Raw genomic sequence first — 25,517 nt, forward strand, 5'->3', positions numbered from 1 at the left:
CTACACCAAATGAATTACTGCTTGATCCCCGATGCAACGATTCCCTGTTCCAGATACTCTTGCCCTTTTAAGAAAATCAAAACGGCAGGTAACATCATGATCATGGAAGCTATAAAAGAAACACCTAGATTATCTACCGATATCTGTGGTAGATAAAGGGACAATGGCCAATAGGATTTGTCCCTTAAGAAGGTCAACGGCTGTTCAATACAGTTCCATAACTCGATAAAGGACAGGATCAATGCGGAGATGATTCCTGCATTCCCTAATGGAATACCTATCCGAAAGAAGATATATGCCTCTCCTGCACCATCTAGTCTTGCTGCCTCCATCAACTCTTCTGGTATTCCCTTGAAGAATTTTGTCATAATGAATACAGGGAATGTAGAGAAAATTGCTGGCAATATGATTGCAAGGTGGGTATCCAATATATGTAAGTGATTCAATACCAAATAACTTGAAACGATTGTTACCTGGAATGGCAAGATCATCAAGATAATATAGATATAAAATAAAAATTTCTTAAAGGGAAACCGAAATCTTGCAAAACTCCAAGCCGCAGGTACTGCAACCAAAAACTGTCCAAACACTGCAGGCAAAACCTGTTTACAGGAATTCCAAAACATCACAAAAAACTGCGGTGCATCAAATAACAACTCAACAAATGACTTCAGTGTCGGATAGATGGGGAGCAATGGCCAGGCTACGTATCCATTTCCTTGGTCGAGTACAACTCCAATGTATTCTTTTAATTCTTCTCCTCTCATAAAACAACCGCTTACTACCATATAGATTGGTATCCATATGAGTAAACAGGCAAGAAGTAAGATCATATAGATCAAACAACTACTTTTTTTACATTTATGTTTTCTGTTTCTCAATCTGTATGCCTCCCTACACGATCTCTTCTTTATCACTTCTAGTAAGTTTTTGAATCAAAACAATCACCCCTAGTAGTACAATGGCAACCAATACCGCACCTGCACACATCTTCTGGATATCCAGATTGGTAAACCAGTTATTGAATACATGCTGTAACATGTAGATGCTTTCATGTGGGTAATCCCCCGCGATAAGATATGCCTCTCGGAACACTTTAAAACTATTGATCAAGGATAACACGGTTACAATAAACAGTGTAGACATAAGATTCGGGATGGTAATATAGATAAATTTCTGCAAGGAACCTGCTCCATCTACAGAAGCTGCTTCATAAATACTTTCTGATATGCCATTCAGTCCAGCCAGCCATAAGATAATGTCGTATCCAATATTCTTCCATATATAGGTGAATACCAATACCAAAAAAGCTTTATTGGAATTCATCCAATCCGTTCCCGTTCCCCCACAGGCTATCATTATCTTATTCAATAAACCATATTCATCAAAGAATACTTTCCATAATAGAACAATGGACGCTGCTGGTATAACCATTGGAATCAAGAATGTGGTTTTAATTACATTCTGCAGCCTTTTTACCGAGTATAAGAGAACAGAAAAGGTCAGTGATAAGACCAAAAGCAATGGAATACATACGAGTAGGAATTTACCTGTATTCTTTGCCGCTAATTGAAATGCTTCATTTGCAAATACAACTCTATAATTCTCAAATCCAACGAATTTTCTAGTCATTGTCTCACTAAATGATCGTCTGATTGCATCCATAAAGGGAATCAGTACGAAAATGGAAACTCCGATCAAGCTTGGAAGAAGGAATCCGATTCCCAACAACGTTTCCTTCCTTGCTCGTTTGGTTCTTATATACTTTTCAATCGGTATCTTCATTCTTTAACCACCTTACTACCTATAATTAATAATTTTCTATTTCTTCTATAAGAAAGAATAGCATGGAAATCTCTAAATAATCTTTAAGAATCCATGGAATTCGTGAAGAATTGTACACAAATGTTAAGAACACTGTCAGATTCAGCGTACATTACACTTATGCACGAGTGCGCTTCCCCCGGAGGGTTCATTTAATAGGAAAGTTGAAGTACTTTCATAAAAACGACCATGCAAGAATACTAATCCTCTTACATGGTCGTTTTACTGAGTAATACAAACTTATTCTGCCAAATAACTATTTACAACATTTCGAATATTCTGAATGGTCTCCTCTTTTGAAGTCGTTCCTTCTATATAGTCCTTCACTTTCTCTACTGCCAAACTCTGAAGTGTACAATCATACGATATTGGCTTGTTTAGAGACGTAACTTTTTCATAGAGTTCTGCTATCTGCTCACTCTTTGGCGGAGTATATTCAAACGTACCTTCCTCTCCCGTACTTACAATTCTCATATCTTCTAGTGCTTTATCATTGCTAAACAACGCTTCCAATGATTTGCTATTTACCGGGAACCCATCAAGAGAATCACCGGACTGCACCGTATCCCCCAATAGATATTCTAAGAATTCTTTTGCTAACTTCTTATTCTTACCTGTTTTATTGATACCCACTAATCCACTTTCAACATATTGATTTTGTAACGTATCATAAAACATTTCTTCATCTCTTACTCCTTGGAATGGAACAATACAATCTGATAAAGTTACCATCTGCACAAGATAGGTCTTATCCGATGACTTCTTTCCTGAATACATGGAGAATCCATTTTCTAAAGAAATGGCATTGTCTGCCTGGAACATACTAGAATAATATCCACTACCACCTTCATCCTCATACCGATCCGTTACGTTCTTCAAAAGATCCAAGTACTGTGATAATGCATTTTCATCAATGGTAGAATCCTCTTTAATCAGCTCCGTATGATACAATCCCCAGAAAAGGTTTGCAAAGTTCTCTCCTCCTATATTATCAAGTGGTAGATCTGTTTGCAGTCGATCAACATAATTCATCATGTTCTCTAAAGAGGTTATGTTTTTCACCAGTTCTTCATTCCCGTACGCAACTGGTACCTGAATACGAAGTGGTAGATAATAGAAGCCTTTCTCCGTGATGTAATTGTTCATCACATTTTCAGACAATGTTCCATCTTTCACTTTGGGGCTTACTAGATCACTGATATCTTCTAACACATTCTTTTCTACATACGAATCTTTTGGTAGACCATCAAGAACTAACAGGTCAGCACCATTTCCCGCCAATAATTCGGTATTCAACGCCCGAATACAGTCTTTTTGATCAACGCCTTCTTGCCCGTTCTCTATAGCATATGTATAATTCACCTTTACATCCGTATGTTCTGCTTGGTATTTGGTAATTGCCTGGCGGATCGTAGAATTCATATAGAGGGAATACACATTGATCTCCTTTGAAGGAATCGCCTCAACATTTTCATCATATTGATAATAGTACAACCTTGGTATATATTGGCTATCATAGGCGAGAACAGCATAATCCACTTTCTTTGTTTGGTTTGATAGAATGACTAATTTCTGAAAATTAAGCGTTTGGTCGGATAATGTGGTAAGATCACCTTCCACGATATTCTGCCACATTGTTCCTTTTTCCTGTAAAATGGATATCCCGCTATTGGCTAATTTATAAAGCGATCCATCCTTTTGTACAAGCAATGTTGAATCATTGGAACTTTGATAGTAATACGTTCCATCTTCCTGTTTGGTACCCTGATACTCATACGTTCCTTTTTCCTCACCATTTTGGTTAATCTTCACTAATTGCTGTTTTTCTCTATTGTAGCCAATCAAAAAATCCTCTTCTACTGCCATTGGCTCTACCAAATCTGTTTCTAGCACAGGTTCTCCAGTTTCTCCATCATACAGGATCATACTGCTTTCCCCATCTAAACTTGCTGTGTCAGGAAGCACAATGGAGCCATCTGCAAGGACTTCAAAATGCGTAACATACGGATACTCTATTTCTCCAAATCCATTATCCTGTTTTTTCTCTAGCCAAGGAATCTCCAGCTTCTTCCCAGAAGCCGCTTCCTTCTTATATATAGAGTAACAAATGGATTGATTCTCTTCCATGTGGTAGCACAAGATATATTGATTACCGTCTTGCCCTAAGACCACATCACTCAATGTCAAACCATTCTCTGTTAGGATTGCTGTGATCCAATCCATATTCTCCTCTGTCCATGAACCTTCTTTGTAGGATAATAATTTATACGCGCCCTCTAACTCCACATATACTTGCAGTGTATTCTCTACATTATTAATGTCCATAATATTCCCTTGATTGTACTCTTCTGGAAGTTGTAACTCCTGCTCCATATATCTCCCCATGGATACACTATCTTCTTTCTTCGTACTTGATTTACAACCAACACACAACAGACATACAAGTACTATACACAACAATAATGCTACATAAGATTGTATGCTTCTGCCTCTACTTTTCCTGACGTTTTCTTTCTTCCTCATCATTTCATCTTTCCTCCTTATAAAATTCTTCCTCGTCTTCTTCCTGACTGATTCAGAATAGCAAAGGATTCTCTAAAAGTTCTCTAACTTTTCTTTAAAATTGTGAACAAACAATGTAGGATACGTTCACCCCGTATAGTCAATTGGCAATTTAATTGTAAATGTACAGCCTCCCTTAGGTGTATCTGTCAACAATAGCAATCCTTGATGAAGCTGTACTAATTCTCTGGCGATACTTAACCCTAATCCATAATGTTTTCGGTCATGATGGGAGGAATCCACTTGATAGAACTTCTCAAATACCGCATTCTTTTTTTCATCCGCTATCCCTATTCCATGATCGACCACCCGAATAAACAGATAATGCTTACTTATCTCTGCTTGCAAACAGATTGGTTCCTTACTCTGGGCATATTGTACCGCATTATTCAGTAGAATGAATAATACTTGTTTCAATCGTTTCGCATCTCCTCGAACAGCTGGTAGTAATTCCTCTGGTAGATGAATCTGTAACTCCATCTTTGCCTCTTTGCAAATAGGTTGGAATTCTTCATAGGTATCTAACAGTAACGTATCTAATTCGATCTTCTCCATTCGCATACGCCATGATTTTGTTTCAGTGGAAGAAAGAATCAACAGATCATCCACTAGCCCCGCCATACGCACACATTCTTCCCCAATGATATCCACGTAGTGTTGCATCTTCTCTGGCTTTCGTACAATTGCACTGGAACTGGTACGAATAACCGCCAAAGGTGCCTTTAACTCATGAGATGCTGCGGCTAAGAATTCCGTCTGCATCTTCTTGTTCTCTTCGACGGGACGCATGATAAATCGTACATAGATCAGATTAAGGAATACCATGCTGATGATTCCAATCCCCTCGATTCCTAGAAACATCCTCCAAAGATGGGTTGCCGCTTGTTCTTGCTTCGAATAATATTGTACAACAATAGCACTTCGAAAGCTGTTTCCATACGGTACAATACAGGCAGAAGCATAATAAGTTTTCCCCTTATCATTCTTCAACGGATAGATGCGATAACTTCCTTCTTTCATGGAAGTTGGTCTTGTATGTATAATAAATCGGTCTTCCTGTGCTTTTTCCTCCACTTTGTCTACTTCGGTTACCCTTTGCTCCTCGGTTATCCAACTTCCCCAGGATTGCAAACTAGTGTCTCCATCATAGATCTGCAAGATTGCTTCATTGTTACTCTCCATCTCGGATAACCAGGAGTTTGTTATGGAAGAATCAGTAGAAATCTTCATATAGACAGAGGTCACCAGATTTTGAAACAAACGCTTCTTATTCTGTTCCCTCTCCTTTTGACTAATCATATAGACGGAAAACAGAGCAACCGTCAAGATAATACCCATGCTGATGCTATACAATAGAAGTAGACGAAGTTTCGCCTTTTGCATACTACTCTTGTTTCGTCTCTCTTTTCCTTCTCTAGATTTCTTTCTTCTCATCACTTGCTCACATGCCCTTCTGTACTTCCAACCGATATCCAATTCCATATACCGTCTGAATCATCACATTACTGTGAATTCCCCGCAACCGTTTCCTTAGGAAATAGATGTAGTTATCGATATTTCCTTCTTCTACCTCTCCATCTAACCCCCAGACCCTCTCTAAGATCTGTTCTCTCGTTACAACCTGCCCAGCGTTGCGTAAGAAGAATTCCAGTAAAGCACTCTCCCTCTTTGATAAGGTATAGGTATCCTCACCCTTTCCCAATATCTTTCGTTCTGCCTGATAGGATAAATCCCCAAAGTGTAGTACACCTGATTCTTCAATTTGTCTTGGTCGCCTTGATAAAGCACGGATTCTTGCTAATAATTCTTCTATAGCAAATGGCTTCACTACATAGTCATCCGCTCCTGCATCCAGTCCATCAACCCGGTCATAGATACCGTTCATAGCCGTAATCACAATAACCGGGATCATAATCTGTTTCTGTCTTACTTCTGCCAAGAATGTCATCCCATCTTTCCCTGGTAACATTCGATCTAATAGAATCATATCATGAGAGGTACTTGTCAGATAATACCCCGCATTGATGGCATTGTGGCAAACATCAACTTCGTACCCCGCTGCCATAAGCTGTTCTTGCATTACATTGCATAATTCAATATCATCTTCAACTAGTAATAGTTTCATTACTCTCCCTCCAGTAATTATCTACGAATTGCGATTGGTAAAGGTTGTCTCCTGCGTTGGGTGAAACCCAATGTAACGGAATGGTGTAACTATTCATTGATTTGCTAACGATTCTTGATTCATACGAATGTCATAACCAGCCGTCTTATATGAAGTTACCTATATTCTATTGTAAAAGAAAGGCAATGTAAATAAGCATTTTCTCAATCTGCTTATTGTCATCTCCTTTTATAAAAGACTCCCCATTTGTCACGACCTTATGCTAGCCGATTTCTGAATACACTTTATTATCCTTCTAACTCACATGATTAACTTGTTCGGGTGTCAAAAGTCCTTAGTAAATCTTTCTCTCCCTGTATACTACTTGACCAGTTTCTTTCTTTGGTGGTATTATTTGTATATCGAATTAATCTATGACATATAATTCGATATATAGATACTAATATAACTTACTTTGCCAATTACCTGTCACATTACTACTATGCTTGAAAATCCGTGCAAAAAGCTATGCATCGATACTCTAGCATTTAGAATATACACAAGCCCATAATACACATACGTTAGGAGGGAACCAATGGATACCCAACATCTCCGCACCTTCTTGGTGCTTGCCGATCGAAAGAATTTCACACAAGCAGCAGACCAACTCTTTGTTGCACAATCAACCGTTACCAATCGAATTGCAGAATTGGAACGTCAAGTTGGTAAAAAGCTCTTTCTTAGAGATAAGAAAACGGTTTCTTTGACACCAGAAGGGAATTTGTTCTTAACCTACGCAAAGCGTATGATCGATCTAGAAGAATCTGCAATAAAAGAAATGAGTTCCATCAAACAGTATGAACATAGTTTACGGATTGGCACAACGAATACAATCTATGAATGTCACTTGGTGGAATCAATGAAGCAACTGCTTTCCTCCCATACGAATTGCGCCTTCACCGTTACCGTTGCCCACTCCACATCTCTCTTACAGATGTTGCAGGATGGATTGTTAGATGTTATCTATTCCTATCTTCCTCTTGTCCGCAATGGCTACCGCAGTGATGTCTTTGCCACAGATTCTTTAGTCCTTGTAACTTCACCTAAGAACAATACGTATCATAATGGCATTCGCAAAGAGGAACTAACACAGATTCAATACCTATTCTGTAACTTTGCTTTACAGGAAGTCGGGTTATTCATACGGGAACTTTTTCCACCATTTTATCAATTTCATTTTGAGATTGATAATAGTACCAAACTCCTGCAATTCTTAATAGATGGAATGGGCTATAGTTTTCTGCCAGAAAGCCTCGTTCATTCCTACATAGAGGATGGTATTCTTGAAACAGTCCCACTTCTTAATTTTAAAACGCCAAAGATTAATTCTTATCGCATCTACTCTGAAGAGAATCCTTCCATATTACTAGAAAATTATTGAACTTTTCTAGTAGTAGACTTATAATAGTTTTAAAAACTACATCATGTGATATTGATAAATACAAAAGTAAAAGGGTTATGAACGACCTTTTATCCGTTCATCTCCTTAATCCCTATTGAGATTACTAAGAAAAGAGGGTTTTTTTATGAAACGGAACCAATACTGGTATCCAATTGATAATGCTGGTAAGATATTTCCTGCTGTATCGAAAGACAGCCGAAGCAGTGTTTTTCGATTGTCATTCTACCTAAAAGAAAAAGTAAAGAAAGATTTTTTAGAACAAGCTGTTAATAACGTGCTTCCTCGATTTGAAACTTTTGCAGTTGAATTGAAGTCTGGGCTTTTTTGGTACTATCTTTCTGCAAACGATCGACCATTCCAGGTGGAAGAAGAGTCTGCACGAATCGCCAAGTTCTTCTCCTGGCAGAAGAATAACGGTTATCTGTTCAAAGTCTACTATTATGAGAATAAAATAACACTGGAGACCTTTCACTCGTTAACCGATGGCACTGGTGCAATGGAATTTCTCAAATCCATTGTCTATAAATATTTTGAGCTTCAAGGGCATTCGTTAGAACATGATGGACGCATTCGAAGCCAGTTACCCCATGATGTAACAGGAGAAATTGATATGTTCGTGGATTCCTATGATTCAACCAATCGTAAGAGCCTAACCGAGGAACCTGCTTACCATTTATCTGGTGAAAAGTTCAAATATCATTTTTCTTTGGCCGTTCGTGCACAAGTTCCAACAGAACGCTTATCCGCTGTTGCTAAAGCGAATCATGTTACCATTGGACAATATGTAACTGCTGCAATGGCATATAGCATCTATTCTTGTAGCCATGACTGCCGCACCAGTAAGAAACCAATTAAGATCTTCATACCCGTGAATCTACGCAAATTTTTTCCGTCCAATACCCTACGGAATTTTTCACTCTATATTAAGTCTACATTCTCTGGAAAAGAGTCCTGGACATTTGAAAAAATGTTGGCGTCTACCAAAGAACAGTTTGCTGATCAACTTACCAAAGAAGATCTCCACCGCCGCATTAATTCCAATGTAAGTATTGAAAAAAATCCTTTCATCCGCATCTTACCTCTCGCCATAAAGAATCTGGCTTTTCAGATTGGGTATTACTATTGTGCGGAGAATATCAGTACCTACTATATCTCCAACTTAGGTAATATATCGCTACCAACTGACTTAGATCCTTACATTGATGATGTGGAATTTGCTTTAGGCGGTACGTGTATGGCAATAGCCTCCATACATGGGCATACAAATCTTATGCTGAATTCTGAGTTTAAGGATATAACTACCATTCAATATTTTCTTAAGCTCTTAACTGATGCAGGAATACCTGTAACCATCGATACGAATTATAAGGAGGGATATGATGAAATATTGTAAAACTTGTGGACTACACTATCGTACTCCCCTTAGCCATTGCTTATTCTGTAATAATTCCTTAGAAGAGGCCGCTTCAAAAACTTCCAATCCAGATTCTCTTCCGTTTGCTTATCCTAGCATAACCAAAAAGGACCGTAGACGTAATGGATTCCCGACTCTCTTCTATTTCCTATTAACTGCTGCTGTATTATGCTGTGTGGTAATTGATCTCTATAGCGCACCTTCCTCCATCACTTGGTCTGCATATGTGATATTACCTTGTTTGTTTACTGCATTGCTCATTCATACATTTCGTAAATCCAATGGTTTCTTCCATAAGGTTTATTGTTTTGGATTCTACACACTACTCTTCCTTGTGGCACTCGCTCTTTTAGGTACGAACTACCATTGGGCACTGGATTACATCCTTCCATTTGGGCTAATCCTTCTTAATCTATTGGCAACTAGCTGCATCTTAGGAAGTAAAAAACGCTTATACCAGTACTCCATCTATATCTTTAGTACATGTATCTTAGCGATTATTCCTTTGATACTTGCCATTATTTCTTTAACAACTGTCCATTGGCCAACTCTAGTTTGTTGCCTATATAGTGGTGTGACCTTATTAGGTTTGTTCTTCTTCTCTACCCATGAAGCAAGGGAAGAGTTGCATCGCCGCTTACATTGTTAAGCCTCAACATAAATACAGGAGTATAGAGAATTGTAGTATGTACAATTTCCTATACTCCTGTTTTATATAACGTACATCTAGCATACAGCATACGAACCCTATAAAATAGAATGATACGATTGAATACTTATGATGTTCCTATCCTTCAATAAACCGTTTGCATTTCTTTGAATCTACATTGGGATTCAACCGCAAAATCTGTTGTCTGATTTTCTCATAGGCCTCTGTCTTCTCCATATGTTCTCCCTGCGCAATGACCTCTTCTCCCCAGAAATCCTCAACTAAGCAAAACACGGTGGAGGACCAGCCGTATTCCTCCCCTTTTTTCGATTGTTTTCTGGCTCGACCAGACATGGTAATAAAAAATCTTGTTTGTAACTCTGTTAATGCACGGTCAAATCTCGATTTATCTTCTTTCGTATACCCACCATATTGCTTGATTAGGTGGAGTGGTAATTCCTTATGTTCTTCAAGCAAATCATAAATTTCTTTTGCACATTGGCTAATGATTCCTGCATCATACTCTTCCTCTAAGGTAACTCTACCTCTGCGTACTGCATAAAAGTATGGGAACCATTCTTTTGTAATATAGCCACTTTTCTTGAAGAAGTATTTACCATATGCAATATCGTTCGTTTCATTCAAAACTCGCATACGCCATTCCCATGGATCTGTATCGGGCTGTTCCGTATGCCAACAAATCTCCTCGCCAAAGGAATCACATAGTGTAAAGATGCCTTCTCCATTCTCACCACCAACACTGAAACCAACCTGATACAATTCTTGAACAAAATCCTGATAATTATGAATCGTTTCCATGTTCCGTCCCCTTTCTTCTCCCATATAAGTAAATTCGTAACCCCACTGTATGCTTGTTTCCTAAAACTCGAATAAAAACAACATGCAAACTGTTACTTATAGAGAAGTATACCACGTCAACCCGTCAACGGTCAAAGTACTATCCCCGTTTCCAATGGCCTTTTACATAAAAGTATACCGACATGGAAGTCGCAATGCACCAACCAATTGGCCAAGCTTCCCATATACCCACAACACCTGCATTAGTCGATAGAATCTTTGCCAATACCACACGAAGAATCAGATCCGTAAATGTTGCAATCATAAACAAATTCATGGCTCCAGCACCTCGTAACACCCCATCTGCGATTAATTTTGTGGAAACCACAAAGTAAAATGGTGCTACAATGCGAAGAAATTGAACCCCTGTATGTAACGCAGCTCCTGTATTCGTATCCATAAAGATCCGTACAAAAAAACTTCCTGACAATACATAAAGTAAAACAACAGGTATGCAGATGGTATAAACCATTAAGATACCACCTCGAAATCCTCGTTTAATCCGGTCAAGCTTACCTGCTCCAATATTCTGTGCAGCAAAATTGGACATACCATTTCCCAATGTAGTAAACGTAGTGATCACTAGGTTGTTCAACTTGATTGCCGCAGAATATCCAGCAATAACACTTGGTCCAAATCCATTAATAATACTTTGAATATAGATATTCCCCACTGAGATGAAACTTTGCTGTAAGATACTTGGAATGGCAATCATCGCTAATCGCTTTAATAAAACTTTTGAAAAATGTTCATACGTTCCTTCCGTAGGTATCGTTCCTAATCGTTTATAAACTGCAATTACTGCTAAGATACAGCTCACACCTTGGCATAGGAATGTTGCCCAAGCGACTCCCGCTATCCCCATGTGAAAGGTTTTTACGAATAAGATATCCACAAAAACATTTGCTGTGGAGGAAAATGCAAGAAACCAAAATGGTGTCTTTGAATCTCCAAGTGCCGAGAAGATACCCGTTGCTATATTATAGAAAAATAAAAACACCAATCCACCTGTATAGATATTTAGATATAGCAAAGAATCCGAAAAGATTTCCTTAGGTGTGTGGATCATATGCAACAACTGGGGTGCGAACAAAAATCCCAAAACCATCAAGATTCCACATAATATTCCACTTACAATAAATGTTGTACTGACCGCCGTTTTTAGATCCTTCCATTCCTTTGCACCAAAAAGCTGTGATACAACTACGGAACAACCAATATTACACCCAAAGGCAAACGCCAAATAGATCAACGTGATCTCATAGGAATTTCCCACGGCTGCCAGTGCGTGTTCTCCAATGAATTTTCCTGCTACCAAACTATCTGCAATATTATATAACTGTTGAAAGATAATACTTCCAAACAGAGGCAATGCAAACTTCCATAAAACAACTTCTGGTTTTCCTACTGTTAAGTCCTTATTCATCTCTTCACCAATCACTTTCTATATTTCTTATATTACTCAAACTTTGCACATACGCGTTCAAAATATTGAAAGTGGTGTGAAGTTTGAGTATATTAATCACACTTTTTCAGTATACGTGGCGTTAGACATGATGTAAAATGATAATATAGTATCGTTGTTATATGATATATTCATATCAGACTTTAATTCGATGCCATATTCACTTTTTGCAAGTACAACAGATATGATCTTTTATGTTTGCTTATAACGTTAAAGAAAAGGAGAATTCCCATGATCAGTTATGACTACTACCGTGTATTTTATTACGTCTGCAAATACGAAAACTTTACAAAAGCCGCCCATGTTCTAATGACCAGTCAGTCTAGTATCAGTCATACCATTCAAAACTTGGAGCACCAACTTGGGTGCCGTCTCTTCGTCCGAGGAAACCGTGGAATTTCCTTGACTCCAGAAGGTGAACAGCTCTACGCTTACGTTTCTGTAGGATGCGAACATCTCCTAAAGGGAGAGACTGCTCTGCTGCAATCCGTAAGCCTTGAAGGTGGAATCATCTATCTCGGTACTACAGAAACTGCGCTCCACTGCTATCTCTTTGTTGCCTTAGAAGCATTCCGTCAACGTTACCCAAAGGTAAAATTGCAGATTCACAACTATACTACCAAGGACGCCATCCAAGCACTAAAAAATGGAGTAGTGGACCTTGTCGTCGCCCCTACTCCATTCGATTTATACCAATCAATGAAAACACAAGCCTTATGCTCGTTTCAGGATATCCTCATTGTTGGTAGCAGTTATTCTCATTTGAAAGACCAAACATTATCTTTAAAAGACCTTGAATCCTACCCTCTCATTAGCTTTCCACAAGGTACCAAATCACGGGATTTCATGGAGGACATCTATCAGAAACATAATCTGTTCTTCTCTCCAATGATTGAATCTGCTACCTCCGATCTGATCTTACCTATGGTCAAGCACAACTTGGGGATTGGATTCCTACCAGAAGCAATCGCAAAAGATGCGATCACCAAAGGAGAAGTATACCAGATATCTGTATCCGAGGAGATTCCTTCCCGGAATATTAACCTAATCTACGACTCTCAACTTCCTCAAAGTTTTGCTTCGAAAGAATTAATTCAGTATTTACTATCCACTAATACTAGTAAATAGATTTGTTTTTCTTGGGCTTCATTCCGAACATGATATTAAGAATCGGTATACGCTTAATCAATTCTACTATTCCTATGCTTAATAAAAACGATCCAAACATGATAAGCAGATATTGTATTATAGAGTTTTCTATCTTGCAAATTACATAATATCCTAGAGCTACCATAATCGTCTGATGTACAAAATAAATGGAGAAAGAATTCTTCCTCATATATCTTGATGCCGTATTGGTAAAATTCAAGTACTTTTTACCTAAACCAAGTAATGCAAGAATCATAAGCCAGCCCGAAAAATGCCTCAAAATAGAAAAAGCGATATTCGTAATAGAAATCGTATTTCCCCAGTCAAATGTAATGGAGGTCCAGGCCGATATTCCATTAATCAGCAAAGCCATTCCACAAAGAATCCAACTGTTTTTCTCTAATATGTATAGAACCTCTTCCTTTGTCATCACATACATTCCTAACAAAAAGCAGATTAGGTAGCTTCCAATCTCTTCTCCACCAATACTAACTATACTAGCCAACCAAATAACGATCGACCATGATAGAAGTTTTACCAATTGGGGAATCTCTTTATGAAGAGTTTCCTTTTTTGTATCCAAATTATTCGTTGTTACTTTATTATTCGTTATTACATTATTATTTGTCGTATTCTTTTTAATTTGCATGCTTTTTTTCTTTATTAACGGATATGCTACTCCTGAGAGTAGAAATAAAATGAATAAAAACCAGAGATGTGCAGGAGTAAATCCCCCTCTGTATCCAGTCAAATCAGTTTTCTTCGTAAAAAACATACGATACTGATGCAGGAATGATCCTGTATATCCGTTATTAAACCGTTCTGCATAATACGTCTGAATTGGTATTGTTAATATTACACCAAAGAAGAACGGTATCAAAAGTTTCTGTACACGTTCAACATAATATTGCTTTAATGTACGTTTTTCTAGACTATATACCGTACTCATACCAGCTAACAGAAATAGCATGTACATAAACCATGCAGACGTAAAGGCTACGAAAAAATCATGTCCAATTGCAACATCTCCTTGTACATAATTAATCTCAAATGTTGTGTACATACGACTTGTATGAAAGGGAAATAGCAGTACAATAATAAAAGATCGTAGGTTATCTATATAGTTTTTTCTCATGTTTATCCTCCCCAAATGCTTTGCAGTTACGTAATACTTGTACAGATGTTTATGGCTCTTCCACCTGAAACTCCGCGGTAGCTCCCTCTACCACAAGTCGATAGGTACCTGCTGGCAATCCCCCATATGCAGACAGATTATACTCTCGATCTGTTTCTTCTCCGGCCTGTATCAGATATGCAATATCATTAAATGCCATACTATATTCCGTTGGTATCGCATACCAAGTACCATCAAGTTCCACTTGAATTGTAAAATACTCTCCATAACTCGCTTCTGTGGAGGATTTATTTTTTATCTTCGCTGTTATAATGGAATCTTTCACCGACACTACTGTCAAGGACAATTCTTGGGATTCTTCCACTTCACTTTCCACAAGTAGCTTCTTATTCCATATTCCATTCTGCTTAACAATCTGATAGAAATTAGGAAATGCTGTGAGATCCATGGTATCCTTGTCCGTCCATTTATATTCACTTTCAATAGCCTGAAAATCAATGTCTACTTGATAGATTCCTTTCTCCGTAAAACAATATCCATCCCACCAGGCAACTTTCGCATCACCGCCATTTTCCCTACTAATCTCCAAGCCATAGATGGGACCGGAAAGCGTACTCGTATCAATGGTATCAACGATTTCCCCTAAGGTAATCTTTTGAAGCTTTTTCAGTATTTCTTTCTCTTTTTCTGCATCGTAAAGCCAACTCCAAGTCGTTGCGGTTCCGTCATATTTCCATAGTGCCATAGCACTTGTTTCCGGACTAGCTCCTTCTAGTAATGTTGGTACATATAGCTCAAATAAAGCACCATCTTCCAACGGGTATTCTATTTTCTCATCGTATTGGTGAATTGCTGTCGAACTTTCTTCAAGATATTTTAATGTGTGATCATCTACCACCTCAAATTGGTAGCACTCTGCATCTTCCACTGTTTTCATAACTAAGATGCCATCCGTAATTTCATAAGTCCCATATGGTAGATAAGAACTTAGAAGACTATAGGTAAAAGAAAATGTTTTTGTTTTGGGATCCAGATATATACTTGGTAAGAACCGTTCTCCTGCATCTTCCACTTTTAAATGATATATCTTGGCACCCTCTTCTTTTATTTTCTTATTTTCCTCAACACCTGATCCGCCTTTTTTCCCACAAGCACATAATAGTGACATGAAAAAGCAAAGAAATAGTGTGATGATTCGTTTGTTTTTCATTGTAACCTCCATGTGAAACCTTTCCTATTCTTCTCACAAGTCATCGTGTGAAATTTCCTACTACTTCGCCATCTCAACAACAGGAATTAACCAATGCCATTGTGTTGCTGATTCCATTGGTGGATTTTCTTCTTCTTCATGGAAATACATTTCTGCATTCCAACCACATCCAGGCTTTTCCCAATTTGCTTGATATCCTACTTTTTCCGCTCTTTGCAATGTTTGTCCCACATCTTCCCCGTAAAGTCCTTTTGCACAAATGGTTTCCGGTATATCACGATATGTAAAGCCATCAGGCACCTTGGTATCCATAGGGGTCAAAGCACAGACGATATAGATAAATGTATCGGTTTCGCTATCATACTCACAAGTCCACCCAAATAGATCCTTACTGATCAGATGTGGTAATTTCTCCAAAACAGAATGTACATTTGTGGAATATACTTCATCCCATAATTTGGGTGCAGTATTTCCTAATTTCCCTCCATTGCGGATTTCCTTTCCAATGATCCTACAAGCGGGAAGATGAACAAGTTCAAATTCTGTGGTAAATGGTTTAATTTCTACTATCTCCTTCATATCAATATCTCCTCCTAAAATTATTTTGTTAACATACAACCGATACAAACCTATTATTTTATAGTAACTATATCGTACAAGCCATATAATGTCAATTACAGTAAAATACATAAAATATTAATTATACAATCATTACATTTACGTATGTTTCTATTGACATAAGTAAAATCCTATAGTATCCTATATATAGACCGACGGTCGGTCAATATTTTAATTGCTACATAACAAATATTTTGTAGAACACCATTACAAAGGAGGTCCCCCGCCATGCGAATTGTAAAAGAACATAATGAGCGTCTAAATGAAATATTAGATACTGCACAAAAACTTTTTGTCCAAAAAGGCTACATGAAATGCACCGTAAATGACATCTTAACTGCCATTGGAATAGCAAAAGGTACTTTTTATCATTATTTCAAATCCAAAGAAGAAGTCCTTGATGCCATTATTGGTCGTACTGCTGACCTCGTCTACCAACGAGCACAAAGTATTGCCGAACAATCCAATCTCTCTCCAGAAGAAAAGCTGCTACAAGTTTTTCTAGCAATGCGCGTTACAGATGCTATAAGTGTTGAATTAATTGATCAGATGCATTGTTCGGAGAATTCCTTGATGCACCAAAAAACCTTAACGGCTATGGTAGACGCCATTGTACCCGTTCTTGTTGCTGTAACAGAAGAGGGCAATGAAAAAGGAATTTTCCACTGCCCTTATCCCAAAGAATATATGCAAATCTTTTTGGTATCCTCCTTAAATCTTTTAGATGATGGTATATTTACTTTTGAACCTGAGGAACAACAGATGGTTTTTCGTGCTTTAATTTCCGTACTAGGAAAGATGCTTGGTATTGACGATGCCCCAATATGGGAACAAGTATTGCGTACGTGGAACGAATCCAATATGTGATACCTTGAGAAGATCAAACCATCCGATCTTATTTTATGATTAAAGAAAATGAACTGTCTAACATTGAAAGGAGAATTTAATGATTCCAACAAATGAAAAAACACAAAAGAAATCTTATATCCGATATGTAATCACTGCATATCTAACATTTTGGCTAATGGTACTCGTTTTATGTGGTGGAGCCTCTATGGTACTACACGCATCACCTTTGACGATGCGCTGGCTTTCTAATCTATGTGCCTGGTCTCCTACGATTGTTTTATTCGTACTTTTTTCCAAATTACAACCTAGTAACACAAAGAAAGCATTCTTTCAAAAGAACTTCTCTGGTCGTCTCCGTCCATCAATAATCTTAGGTTGTATTGGTTTGGTTACAGGTATCTTTCTATTATCTGCCTGGTTCGTTTCACTATGGACGAAGGTGTCCTTCTCTTCCATGTTTTCCATAGGTACATATCCAATTTGGTTATCCGTAATCTTATCTCTATGTTCAGGACCAACAGGAGAAGAATGTGGATGGCGTGGTTATCTACGATATGAATTACAAGATCACTTTGGTTTTGTAAAAGGCAATGTATTGCTAGGTGTAATCTGGGCATTTTGGCATACGGTCCTCTGGTTTGTAGACAATGAATATACTACAGGAATAGAACTCGTTATCTATATTATTGCCAATGTTATCGTTATGACTGCACTAAATATGATCATGGCTATTGTATTAGAAAGAGAAAACAACTTATTTTATGCTGTACTAATTCATTTTTGCTTTAACCTGCCTTATTGTTTCCTTCTATCTGGAATCGAATTCTACGTTGTGATGTCTATTCTATATTTTGCTGCTGCAACCGTGTTGGTTCTATTACGAAAAAAATACATAACAACATAAATGACAAAACCCCCACATATCGCGATCCTAAAATCCGTTTATGTGGGGTTTCTTTATCTTTCTAAATAAACAAGTTTACATTAGATTCTTCTGCATCACCTAAGTAAGAAGCAACTCCGGCATATTCAACGCCCTCGATTAACTCTTCTTTGGTAATTCCCATAATATCCATGGACATTGTACAGGCAACCAAGCGAATTCCACTGTCTAGAGCATGTTTCATCAATGTTTCCAAAGAATCTACGTTCTTATCATTCATAACTTTTTTCATCATTGCTGTTCCCATACCTGCCATATTCATCTTGGATAATTTTAATTTCCTACTGCCTTTTGGCATCATAAACCCAAACATTTTATCCATAAATGGTTTCTTCACTTTAGCTCCCTCTGCCTTCCGCAATGCATTTAATCCCCAGAAGGTAAAGAACATCGTAACAGGTCTTCCCATAGATGCTGCTCCATTAGCAATAATAAAGGAAGCCAAAACCTTATCTAAATCTCCACTAAATACAATTAATGTTTTTCCTTGTGGCGGAGAGACCAAACTCTCGTTTTGTACTTGCTCCTTGTTCGTTCCCTTTCTGATATAAACAATATTCTCTTTCTTCACTCGTTCTGTTTTCATTAACGTGTTACCTGTTCTTCTACACCAAGCATCAATATCTGCTGCAAATCCCAGATCGGTAGCCGATACCTTCAGTATCTCTGAATCTTTCATTTCATTGATTGTCTCATGAACTTTCATAATTGGGCCTGGACATTGTAATCCACAGCAATCGAGAACTTTCATTTCCTTATCCACAATTTGTTCCTCACTCTTTGTTTCTGCTATTTTTAGGTCTGCATTCTTTGCCTCACCATCTAATTCCTTTCTTTTCTTCGTTTCCGCTTTCGCCTTTTCTACGATTATTTCTTCTATATTCTTATCATTATCTTCTATCGGATTTTGAACCATAGAACTCCAATTCATTGGTTCAGAACGTCTCTTATAATAATGCATTGATTTATAGAATGTTATACCACCAGACAAAACAGAAACATGTGCAAATCCATGTTGTAACAAAATTCTTGCTGCATTATAGGCACGAACACCAATGGCACAGTACGTTATGATCTGTTTGCTAGGATCCAGCTCAGCCAATCGCTTATGGAGTTGACCTAGAGGAATATGGTAAGAAGTTGGAATTGAATATACCATCCTCTCTATATCCTCTGTTACATCTAGAATGATAAAATTATCTCTCTTTTTCTCATTAGCAAGTAGTTCATCAAGTTCATTCCATTCGATAAATTGTAACATACCTCGAATCACATTCTCCGCTACAAATCCAAGCATATTGACAGGGTCTTTTGCAGAGGAAAATGGAGGTGCATAAGCAAGTTCCAGTTCTTCCAAATCATAAATAGTTCCCTTCAACCGCATTGTGGTTGCTAAGGTATCTATCCGCTTATCCACTCCATCTTGCCCAACAATCTGTCCACCTAGGATCTTCCCGTCTTTCGTAAAAATCATCTTTAAGGTAAGTGCCGTTGCACCAGGGTAATAACCAGCGTGAGATTTCTGATTGATCAACACGGTGTAATAATCTTCTCCTTTGACTTTTCCCATGCTCCTTAACTGTTTTTCATTCACCCCAACACTTGCTACTGTTAAATCAAATACTTTCGCTATGGAAGTCCCCATGGTTCCATTGTACGTTTTCTGGTCCCCGCTTAGATTATCCGCTAAAATCCTTGCCTGCTTATTGGCTGGTCCAGCAAGCGGAATCATCGTTGTTTCTCCTGTTACATAATGTTCTACACCTATTACATCTCCTACTGCATATATATCTGCTTCCGAGGTTTGCAGATATTCATTCACCACAATCCCTTTTCTTTTATTAAGCGCTATACCTGCTTTTGCAGCAAGTTCACTATTAGGTTTCACTCCAATTGATAAGATCACTAGGTCCGCCTCTACTGAATTCCCACTAAGTAATTCAATCTTTGTTGTTCCATTTTCTTCATGGAATGCTTTAACTCCATCCCCTAAGAAAAGATTGACCTGATTTGCTTCCATATTTTCATGAAGTAGATTGGCCATCTCTCCATCGATGGATGCCATGACCTGGTCTTGCATCTCGATTAATGACACCTGAAGTCCCGCTCTATGAAGGTTTTCCGACATCTCCAACCCAATAAAACCACCACCAATCACCGCTGCTGTCTTTGGCTGTTTTTCCTTGATATACGACTTAATTCCATCTGTATCTGGAATTGTCCACAATGGAAAGATAGCTTCGTTATCAATACCTGGAATAGCCGGCTTAATTGGTGACGACCCTGTTGCTATTACTAAATGATCGTAACTTTCCTCATAATACTCATTTGTTTTTGTATTATGAATTACAACTTTCTTTTCTGCAGGTAAAATCTTGGTTACTTCATTGGAAACTCGAACATCTATATTAAACTTCTTATTCATTGCTTCTGGGGTCTGTAATAGGAGGGCATCTCTACTCTTAATCGTATCGCCAATATAGTATGGCAAGCCACAATTGGCATATGATATATATTCTCCTCTTTCTAGTACAATGATCTGCATCTCTTCGTCTCTTCTTCTAAGTCTTGCTGCCGTTGTTGCACCACCAGCTACTCCACCAATCATTACAATTTTTTTTGCCATCGTATTCTCCTTTACATTGATAGAATGCATGGAGCAAAAGGTCATTTCACATGAATCCTTCCTCTCCTACATCTTTGAAATCAATTCAACAATCTTCTGTAAATCATTGTAATCTTTTTTGAGAATTTGTTCTGTTACTATGTCACAGAAAGAATTACTTGATATACTTTTTTTATTCTGCAGATCAACATGCGTATAATACAAATTCTTGCTCCAAAACTTATAAAAATAGAGCTGTTCTTAGCTGATTTTCTTCAGCTAATGCAACAGCTCTCATTTTCTTTTTTATTTCGTACCTTCTTTTATGTACTTGAATACATTTAAAGAATCAAGTGGATATCCATCAAAATCAAACATTGCTTGATTATCCCAGGAACAGCCGCCGTAATATAATCCTGCATCTTCTGGATCATAATCGGATGCATAGCTGCTAGCCCAGCCACTTCCGAATTCTTCCCATTTTGAAGAATTATCATCCGTTGCCTTGCCTACGGGTATCCAGGTTCCTTCCCAATAGAAGATACCAATAACACCTGCTTCATTGGCTGCTGCACAGACATCTCGAATTATCTGTGCCTGTCCTTGTACGGTTGCTGGATATCCTTGCACGATGTCATATGTACCAAGTAGGCTGTTACCAGAGCCATCCCCATCTTCGGAAGTATAGCAGTAGGATGTTTCTGCAATAAGAACCTTCTTACCGTATGTGTCTTGTATACTCTTTGCAACCTTCTGCATATTCTCGTTGGTTCCATCCCAGAATGGATAATACGATAACGCAAATATATCATAATCCACGTCTGAACTTAAAAGATTGGAAGCTAAACTATCAATCTGTGCGTTATTCTCAATATTCGTATAATGAATAGCAATCTGAATATCCTGTTTCTTTGTCTTCGTTATCTCACGAACGGCACGGCTTCCTGCTTTCAACAGATTGGTAACCGTAGCTAGATCTGTTTCCCCTGACATTCCATTATTGATTTCATTTCCAACCTGTACCATTCCAACATCTACACCAGCATCCAGAATTTCAGTAAGACTTTCCTTGGTAAACGTATAAAGTGCATCGCATTTTTCTTCCCCACTCATGCCTTCCCATGCCTTTGGTGCATGCTGTCTCTTGGGGTCCGCCCAGAAGTCAGAATAGTGGAAATCAATGCATACCTTCATTCCATACTGGGTTGCCCGTTTTCCAAGCTTAATTGCAGTGGCTACATCGTTATTGCCCCCGCCATAGCCTTTTCCATTTTCGTCATAAGGATTATTCCATACTCGTAGACGTATATAATTTACACCCGATTCTGCTAATGTTTTGAAGACATCTTGTTCTTCCCCTTCAAAATTATAATATGTAGCACCGCTATTCTCACATACAAGTACAGCCGATGCATCCATACCACAGATAAAATCATCTGAAACATTTGCAATCGGTTCAATAGATACCTTCGCTTCTTTTGCTATTTCTGGAACTGGAGATGAATTTGCTTCATCCATTGCTTCTGCTGATGCTTCCAGTTCTGTCTCTGTCTTCATATCTGATTCCGTTTGTGTTTCTATCTCCGTTTGAGTTTCTGTCTCTGTTTGTGTTTCTGCAACAGATTCCTTATTCTTTCCACCACAACCAAGTAAAAGAACCATGCAGAGACATAAACTAATACATAATCCCCCAAGACTAATTCCAGATTTCTTCATACTTTCTTCCTATGCCCTTTCCTAAGTCTGGCGATTTGTGTTAAACACAAATCGCCCTGTGAATTCCCTGTTCGTTTAACTGACTTAACAAGTTAATTTCCAGAAGTACCTGATGATGTTATTCCGTTATTCTTATTACCTTACTTCTCTACCCTCCTTGTTATTGCGCAATAATATTGCGCATTTCTATTAATCGCTTATACATTAAGTATACTTTTTCGTAACTTTATTGGCAATTCGCATTATTTCTAATATATTTTTGTGCACATCGTGCAAACTTCCTATTTTTAACATAAAATGCACAACATTATTCTCTTTCATGTTGCGCATTACCTTTTATTCTATGAAACAACCCCTTCTTTATTTCATACCGTATTACAAATTATAGTTGTTCTAGCCATTGACAGAAACAGAAATGGTCAATGATTGCAACGATACCTATCTTGTTATCCACACTGGCAGTCGTCACTTAGGAAAAGAAGTAACAGAATACTATCTTTCTGAAGGGCAAAAAGTTCTGAAAGCAAATAATATCGCAATTCCTTATGAACTTACTTATCTCGAAGGAGAACTTATGCAGAACTATCTGCATGACCTTGCAATTGTTCAGGAATATGCAACCCTAAACCGTGATATTATCATAAATGAGATTACAAAAGGCATGAAATGGATTTACTCCTCCTGAATTTGTAAGGACACCCTAGATGAAGGTCCATTTGCCTACAGAGATATGGAGTCAATCAAAGAGGTGATTGGTGAGACGGTGTCCATTAATCAGATACTCAAACCAATTTATAACTTCAAAGCAAGTGGTAATTAGCCTCATAGTTGAAGGAAATTAAAGCAACAATGTGCTACCATCATGGTAGCACAAATTGAAAGAAAGAAGGTCATTATATGGCACATTATAGAGAAACACCTTGTAAATAGTATATTGCCTCCGCCAGTGTATCATAACTCTTTTTTAAAGCAATAAGCATTCTCATTATTTCTATATACGCCATATTTTTCACAATGGATGTAACCGTTCTTTTCATAAAAAGAAATTGCATGTTCATTTTGAATTCTTGTCTCTAAAACAAGTTTTTGGTAGTTTAATCTTTTTGCCTCTTCCTCCAAGGCTTTTATGATCCGTCGCCCCATTTGACATTGATTTTTTCTAGCATAGATTCTTTTGATTTCACCACACTCCTGGCTAATTTCTTTCAATCCTCCACAAGCAAATGGCTCTCCATCTATATACCCAATTAAAAACACTGACCTCTCCTGTTCCACATCTGTTTGCTGAAAATGAGTTGTCCCATCATCACCTGTTATTTTTACCAAAATCTGATTCAACTCTTGAATAAGTGCTTTTGCGTCCTCCGAATCCATCGTAGTTTTTCTTATTTCAATCATATTACTCTTTACCTCCATCTTTGGTGCAGCTATGCTATATTCAAAAAGCCTATTCAGAATTGTTCCCATTTATAACTATAGGACCTGAATAAGGCTTTATTTTGACACACAGGAAGTACGTCTTGTACTCCTGGGCATTTTTAATTATTTTCGTTTTTCTGATAGAACTCTTGTTTATTTGTGTACATTTCACAATCTGCTTTGCGAAGCTGTGCTCTCAATGATTTGCTATTCTCGTCAAAAGAATACCCAAACGCAATCAATATGTGTTCCTTTGCTAATGTATTCACAATATCATACACCGTATTCTCAAACTGTTTGCTGTTACTCTCAGGAGCAATCACTACAAATTCATCACCGCCAATACGATACACCTGGTCTTTAAAAAAGAAATTCATCACCTCGGCGCTCTTCTTAATCATGCGGTCTCCCTCTTCATGCCCCAGATTATCATTTACCTTCTTGAGACCATTTAGGTCAAAGAATGCAACCCCTATATTCTTATACTCTTTCTGAGAAAATTTCACAACATCTTCCTTATACTTATTCCGATTATGTATCTTGCACATCATATCCTGATAGCTGATTTTACGAAGTTCTTCTCTGCTCTTAGCTAGCAAATGTGTAGTATATAAACTAAATGAAAAATAAAGTAATAATATTGTTGTCTCGATTATTGCTACAATTGCCAATATATTTCTAACCTTCTCCACCTTGGCAAATAAAACTGGCTCCTGTATAACCATCAATAACTCCCAGTCAAATACACCTACTGGTGTATAATACATATAGGAGGTTTCCCCATTTGTATGTGAAGTAAATCCTGTAGTTCCCGTTTTTAGTGCCAATATATCAGCCTTTAAATTCACCTCTTTGAAACGCTTCAAAGGTACACGATCTTCCATTTCCTTTACGTTAAGAAACGCCTTGTGCCAATCATCCAAGACAAAATCGCCAGTCGTACTATCAATCAAGCACGCAAATGCCTTTCCCTCAAATGCTAAAACAGGAAAATATTTTGAAAGAGATGCACAATCAATAACTCCCATTAAATATGCGATTGTTTTTCCATCCCGAACTACTGGAACTGCATAATACAACGTTTCTTTCTCACTTATTGGATCAATAACTCGCGGAGACATGTATTCACCCTGTTCTGCGATTCTTTGAAAATCAATTCCTTCCGGTGCTTCCTTACGCTCTCCATTTTGGTATAAAACAGTATTGTCATTGTAAAACATATCAACTCTGGAGAACATAGTAAGTGGCTGCAGACGATTCAAATGATTAATAATTGCTTGTTCATCCTCTAAATTTACTTGCGCTATACCATCAGTCGCTGCATAAAGAATATTTTTATTATCCTCAATACATATACGCACAGACCGATTGAAACTCTCCGCATTATCTTTTAATGTTTTAAACGCATCTTCTCTCTGGGTGTTCAAAATTGCATGAAATGCGACAACCGATAACAGCACCGTACATCCCATGATTAATAAAATTGGAAGCATTTTTCTTAGTATTTTTTTCATTTGTCTTCTCCCGTAATGTCA

General features: G+C 37.8%; 21 protein-coding genes. 7 read left to right on the forward strand and 14 right to left on the reverse strand.

Translation table 11 applies throughout. The features are described 5' to 3' along the window. Nucleotides 1-14: 14 nt before the first annotated feature. The 5 genes from HBB17_RS08525 to HBB17_RS08545 all read right to left on the reverse strand — a co-directional run bounded on the left by HBB17_RS08525 (nucleotide 15) and on the right by HBB17_RS08545 (nucleotide 6,511). Nucleotides 15-833 carry a carbohydrate ABC transporter permease gene (locus HBB17_RS08525; protein WP_167957312.1) on the reverse strand — a complete coding sequence of 273 codons (819 nt, stop codon included), beginning with the start codon at nucleotides 831-833 and terminating at the stop codon, nucleotides 15-17. A gap of 61 nt (nucleotides 834-894) precedes the next feature. Beyond that, a complete protein-coding gene (locus HBB17_RS08530) occupies nucleotides 895-1,785 on the reverse strand; it encodes a carbohydrate ABC transporter permease (protein WP_167957062.1) in 891 nt (296 codons plus the stop codon). A gap of 279 nt (nucleotides 1,786-2,064) precedes the next feature. After that, complete coding sequence (locus tag HBB17_RS08535; RefSeq protein ID WP_167957063.1) at nucleotides 2,065-4,350, reverse strand: ABC transporter substrate-binding protein; 2,286 nt, start codon at nucleotides 4,348-4,350, stop codon at nucleotides 2,065-2,067. 123 nt (nucleotides 4,351-4,473) lie between these two features. Beyond that, nucleotides 4,474-5,868, reverse strand: coding sequence for a sensor histidine kinase (locus HBB17_RS08540; RefSeq protein ID WP_167957064.1), 1,395 nt, complete (start codon nucleotides 5,866-5,868; stop codon nucleotides 4,474-4,476). Beyond that, on the reverse strand, nucleotides 5,828-6,511 hold the full coding sequence (locus HBB17_RS08545) for a response regulator transcription factor (protein ID WP_167957065.1): 684 nt from the start codon (nucleotides 6,509-6,511) through the stop codon (nucleotides 5,828-5,830). Before HBB17_RS08545 ends, HBB17_RS08540 begins: the two co-directional genes overlap by 41 nt. 574 nt (nucleotides 6,512-7,085) lie before the next feature. Between HBB17_RS08545 and HBB17_RS08550 the strand changes: the two genes are divergently transcribed. From HBB17_RS08550 to HBB17_RS08560, 3 genes are all read left to right on the forward strand, one after another. Next, nucleotides 7,086-7,931, forward strand: a complete 846-nt coding sequence (locus HBB17_RS08550) for a LysR family transcriptional regulator (protein WP_167957066.1) — start codon at nucleotides 7,086-7,088, stop codon at nucleotides 7,929-7,931. A gap of 145 nt (nucleotides 7,932-8,076) precedes the next feature. Continuing rightward, nucleotides 8,077-9,345 (forward strand): hypothetical protein, encoded by a 1,269-nt coding sequence (locus tag HBB17_RS08555; protein ID WP_167957067.1) that lies wholly within the window; start codon nucleotides 8,077-8,079, stop codon nucleotides 9,343-9,345. Continuing rightward, the gene (locus HBB17_RS08560) at nucleotides 9,329-10,015 is read left to right on the forward strand and encodes a DUF6320 domain-containing protein (RefSeq protein ID WP_167957068.1); all 687 of its coding nucleotides are present in this window, start codon (nucleotides 9,329-9,331) and stop codon (nucleotides 10,013-10,015) included. The genes HBB17_RS08555 and HBB17_RS08560 overlap by 17 nt, the downstream gene beginning before the upstream one ends. A gap of 138 nt (nucleotides 10,016-10,153) precedes the next feature. Here HBB17_RS08560 and HBB17_RS08565 read toward each other — a convergent pair whose 3' ends face one another. Further along, nucleotides 10,154-10,858 (reverse strand): AlkZ-related protein, encoded by a 705-nt coding sequence (locus HBB17_RS08565; RefSeq protein ID WP_238483706.1) that lies wholly within the window; start codon nucleotides 10,856-10,858, stop codon nucleotides 10,154-10,156. Between the two features lie 115 nt (nucleotides 10,859-10,973). Beyond that, the gene (locus HBB17_RS08570; RefSeq protein ID WP_330588192.1) at nucleotides 10,974-12,314 is read right to left on the reverse strand and encodes an MATE family efflux transporter; all 1,341 of its coding nucleotides are present in this window, start codon (nucleotides 12,312-12,314) and stop codon (nucleotides 10,974-10,976) included. Nucleotides 12,315-12,569: 255 nt separating this feature from the next. On the opposite strand from HBB17_RS08570, the gene HBB17_RS08575 reads away from it, so the two are divergent. After that, nucleotides 12,570-13,466, forward strand: a complete 897-nt coding sequence (locus HBB17_RS08575) for a LysR family transcriptional regulator (protein ID WP_167957069.1) — start codon at nucleotides 12,570-12,572, stop codon at nucleotides 13,464-13,466. On the opposite strand, the gene HBB17_RS08580 is transcribed toward HBB17_RS08575, so the two are convergent. From HBB17_RS08580 to HBB17_RS08590, 3 genes are read right to left on the reverse strand one after another with little or no spacing between them, the layout of a single operon-like run. Beyond that, nucleotides 13,456-14,622: an acyltransferase family protein gene (locus HBB17_RS08580; protein ID WP_167957070.1), complete on the reverse strand. Its 1,167-nt coding sequence runs from the start codon at nucleotides 14,620-14,622 to the stop codon at nucleotides 13,456-13,458. The two genes, HBB17_RS08575 and HBB17_RS08580, sit on opposite strands and share 11 nt — an antisense overlap. 49 nt (nucleotides 14,623-14,671) lie before the next feature. After that, complete coding sequence (locus HBB17_RS08585; RefSeq protein WP_167957071.1) at nucleotides 14,672-15,832, reverse strand: immunoglobulin-like domain-containing protein; 1,161 nt, start codon at nucleotides 15,830-15,832, stop codon at nucleotides 14,672-14,674. A gap of 60 nt (nucleotides 15,833-15,892) precedes the next feature. Continuing rightward, nucleotides 15,893-16,411: an effector binding domain-containing protein gene (locus HBB17_RS08590; RefSeq protein WP_167957072.1), complete on the reverse strand. Its 519-nt coding sequence runs from the start codon at nucleotides 16,409-16,411 to the stop codon at nucleotides 15,893-15,895. 267 nt (nucleotides 16,412-16,678) lie between these two features. Between HBB17_RS08590 and HBB17_RS08595 the strand changes: the two genes are divergently transcribed. Both HBB17_RS08595 and HBB17_RS08600 read left to right on the forward strand, forming a co-directional pair. After that, nucleotides 16,679-17,317, forward strand: a complete 639-nt coding sequence (locus HBB17_RS08595) for a TetR/AcrR family transcriptional regulator (protein WP_167957073.1) — start codon at nucleotides 16,679-16,681, stop codon at nucleotides 17,315-17,317. A 79-nt stretch (nucleotides 17,318-17,396) separates the two neighbouring features. After that, nucleotides 17,397-18,203 (forward strand): CPBP family intramembrane glutamic endopeptidase, encoded by an 807-nt coding sequence (locus HBB17_RS08600; RefSeq protein ID WP_167957074.1) that lies wholly within the window; start codon nucleotides 17,397-17,399, stop codon nucleotides 18,201-18,203. Between the two features lie 61 nt (nucleotides 18,204-18,264). On the opposite strand, the gene HBB17_RS08605 is transcribed toward HBB17_RS08600, so the two are convergent. Together HBB17_RS08605 and HBB17_RS08610 are read right to left on the reverse strand one after the other, a co-directional pair. Further along, nucleotides 18,265-20,868 (reverse strand): DsrE/DsrF/DrsH-like family protein, encoded by a 2,604-nt coding sequence (locus HBB17_RS08605; RefSeq protein ID WP_167957075.1) that lies wholly within the window; start codon nucleotides 20,866-20,868, stop codon nucleotides 18,265-18,267. 285 nt (nucleotides 20,869-21,153) lie between these two features. Beyond that, nucleotides 21,154-22,563, reverse strand: a complete 1,410-nt coding sequence (locus HBB17_RS08610) for a glycoside hydrolase family 53 protein (RefSeq protein WP_238483707.1) — start codon at nucleotides 22,561-22,563, stop codon at nucleotides 21,154-21,156. A gap of 400 nt (nucleotides 22,564-22,963) precedes the next feature. On the opposite strand from HBB17_RS08610, the gene HBB17_RS08615 reads away from it, so the two are divergent. Further along, the gene (locus HBB17_RS08615) at nucleotides 22,964-23,248 is read left to right on the forward strand and encodes an RtcB family protein (protein WP_238483708.1); all 285 of its coding nucleotides are present in this window, start codon (nucleotides 22,964-22,966) and stop codon (nucleotides 23,246-23,248) included. Between the two features lie 266 nt (nucleotides 23,249-23,514). On the opposite strand, the gene HBB17_RS08620 is transcribed toward HBB17_RS08615, so the two are convergent. Both HBB17_RS08620 and HBB17_RS08625 read right to left on the reverse strand, forming a co-directional pair. Beyond that, nucleotides 23,515-23,961, reverse strand: coding sequence for a GNAT family N-acetyltransferase (locus tag HBB17_RS08620; RefSeq protein ID WP_167957076.1), 447 nt, complete (start codon nucleotides 23,959-23,961; stop codon nucleotides 23,515-23,517). A 140-nt stretch (nucleotides 23,962-24,101) separates the two neighbouring features. Continuing rightward, nucleotides 24,102-25,496, reverse strand: a complete 1,395-nt coding sequence (locus tag HBB17_RS08625) for a sensor domain-containing diguanylate cyclase (RefSeq protein WP_167957077.1) — start codon at nucleotides 25,494-25,496, stop codon at nucleotides 24,102-24,104. Nucleotides 25,497-25,517 lie beyond the last annotated feature (21 nt).

It is taken from the genome of Anaerosporobacter faecicola, assembly GCF_012070565.1.
GTDB classification, from domain to species: domain Bacteria; phylum Bacillota; class Clostridia; order Lachnospirales; family Lachnospiraceae; genus Anaerosporobacter; species Anaerosporobacter faecicola.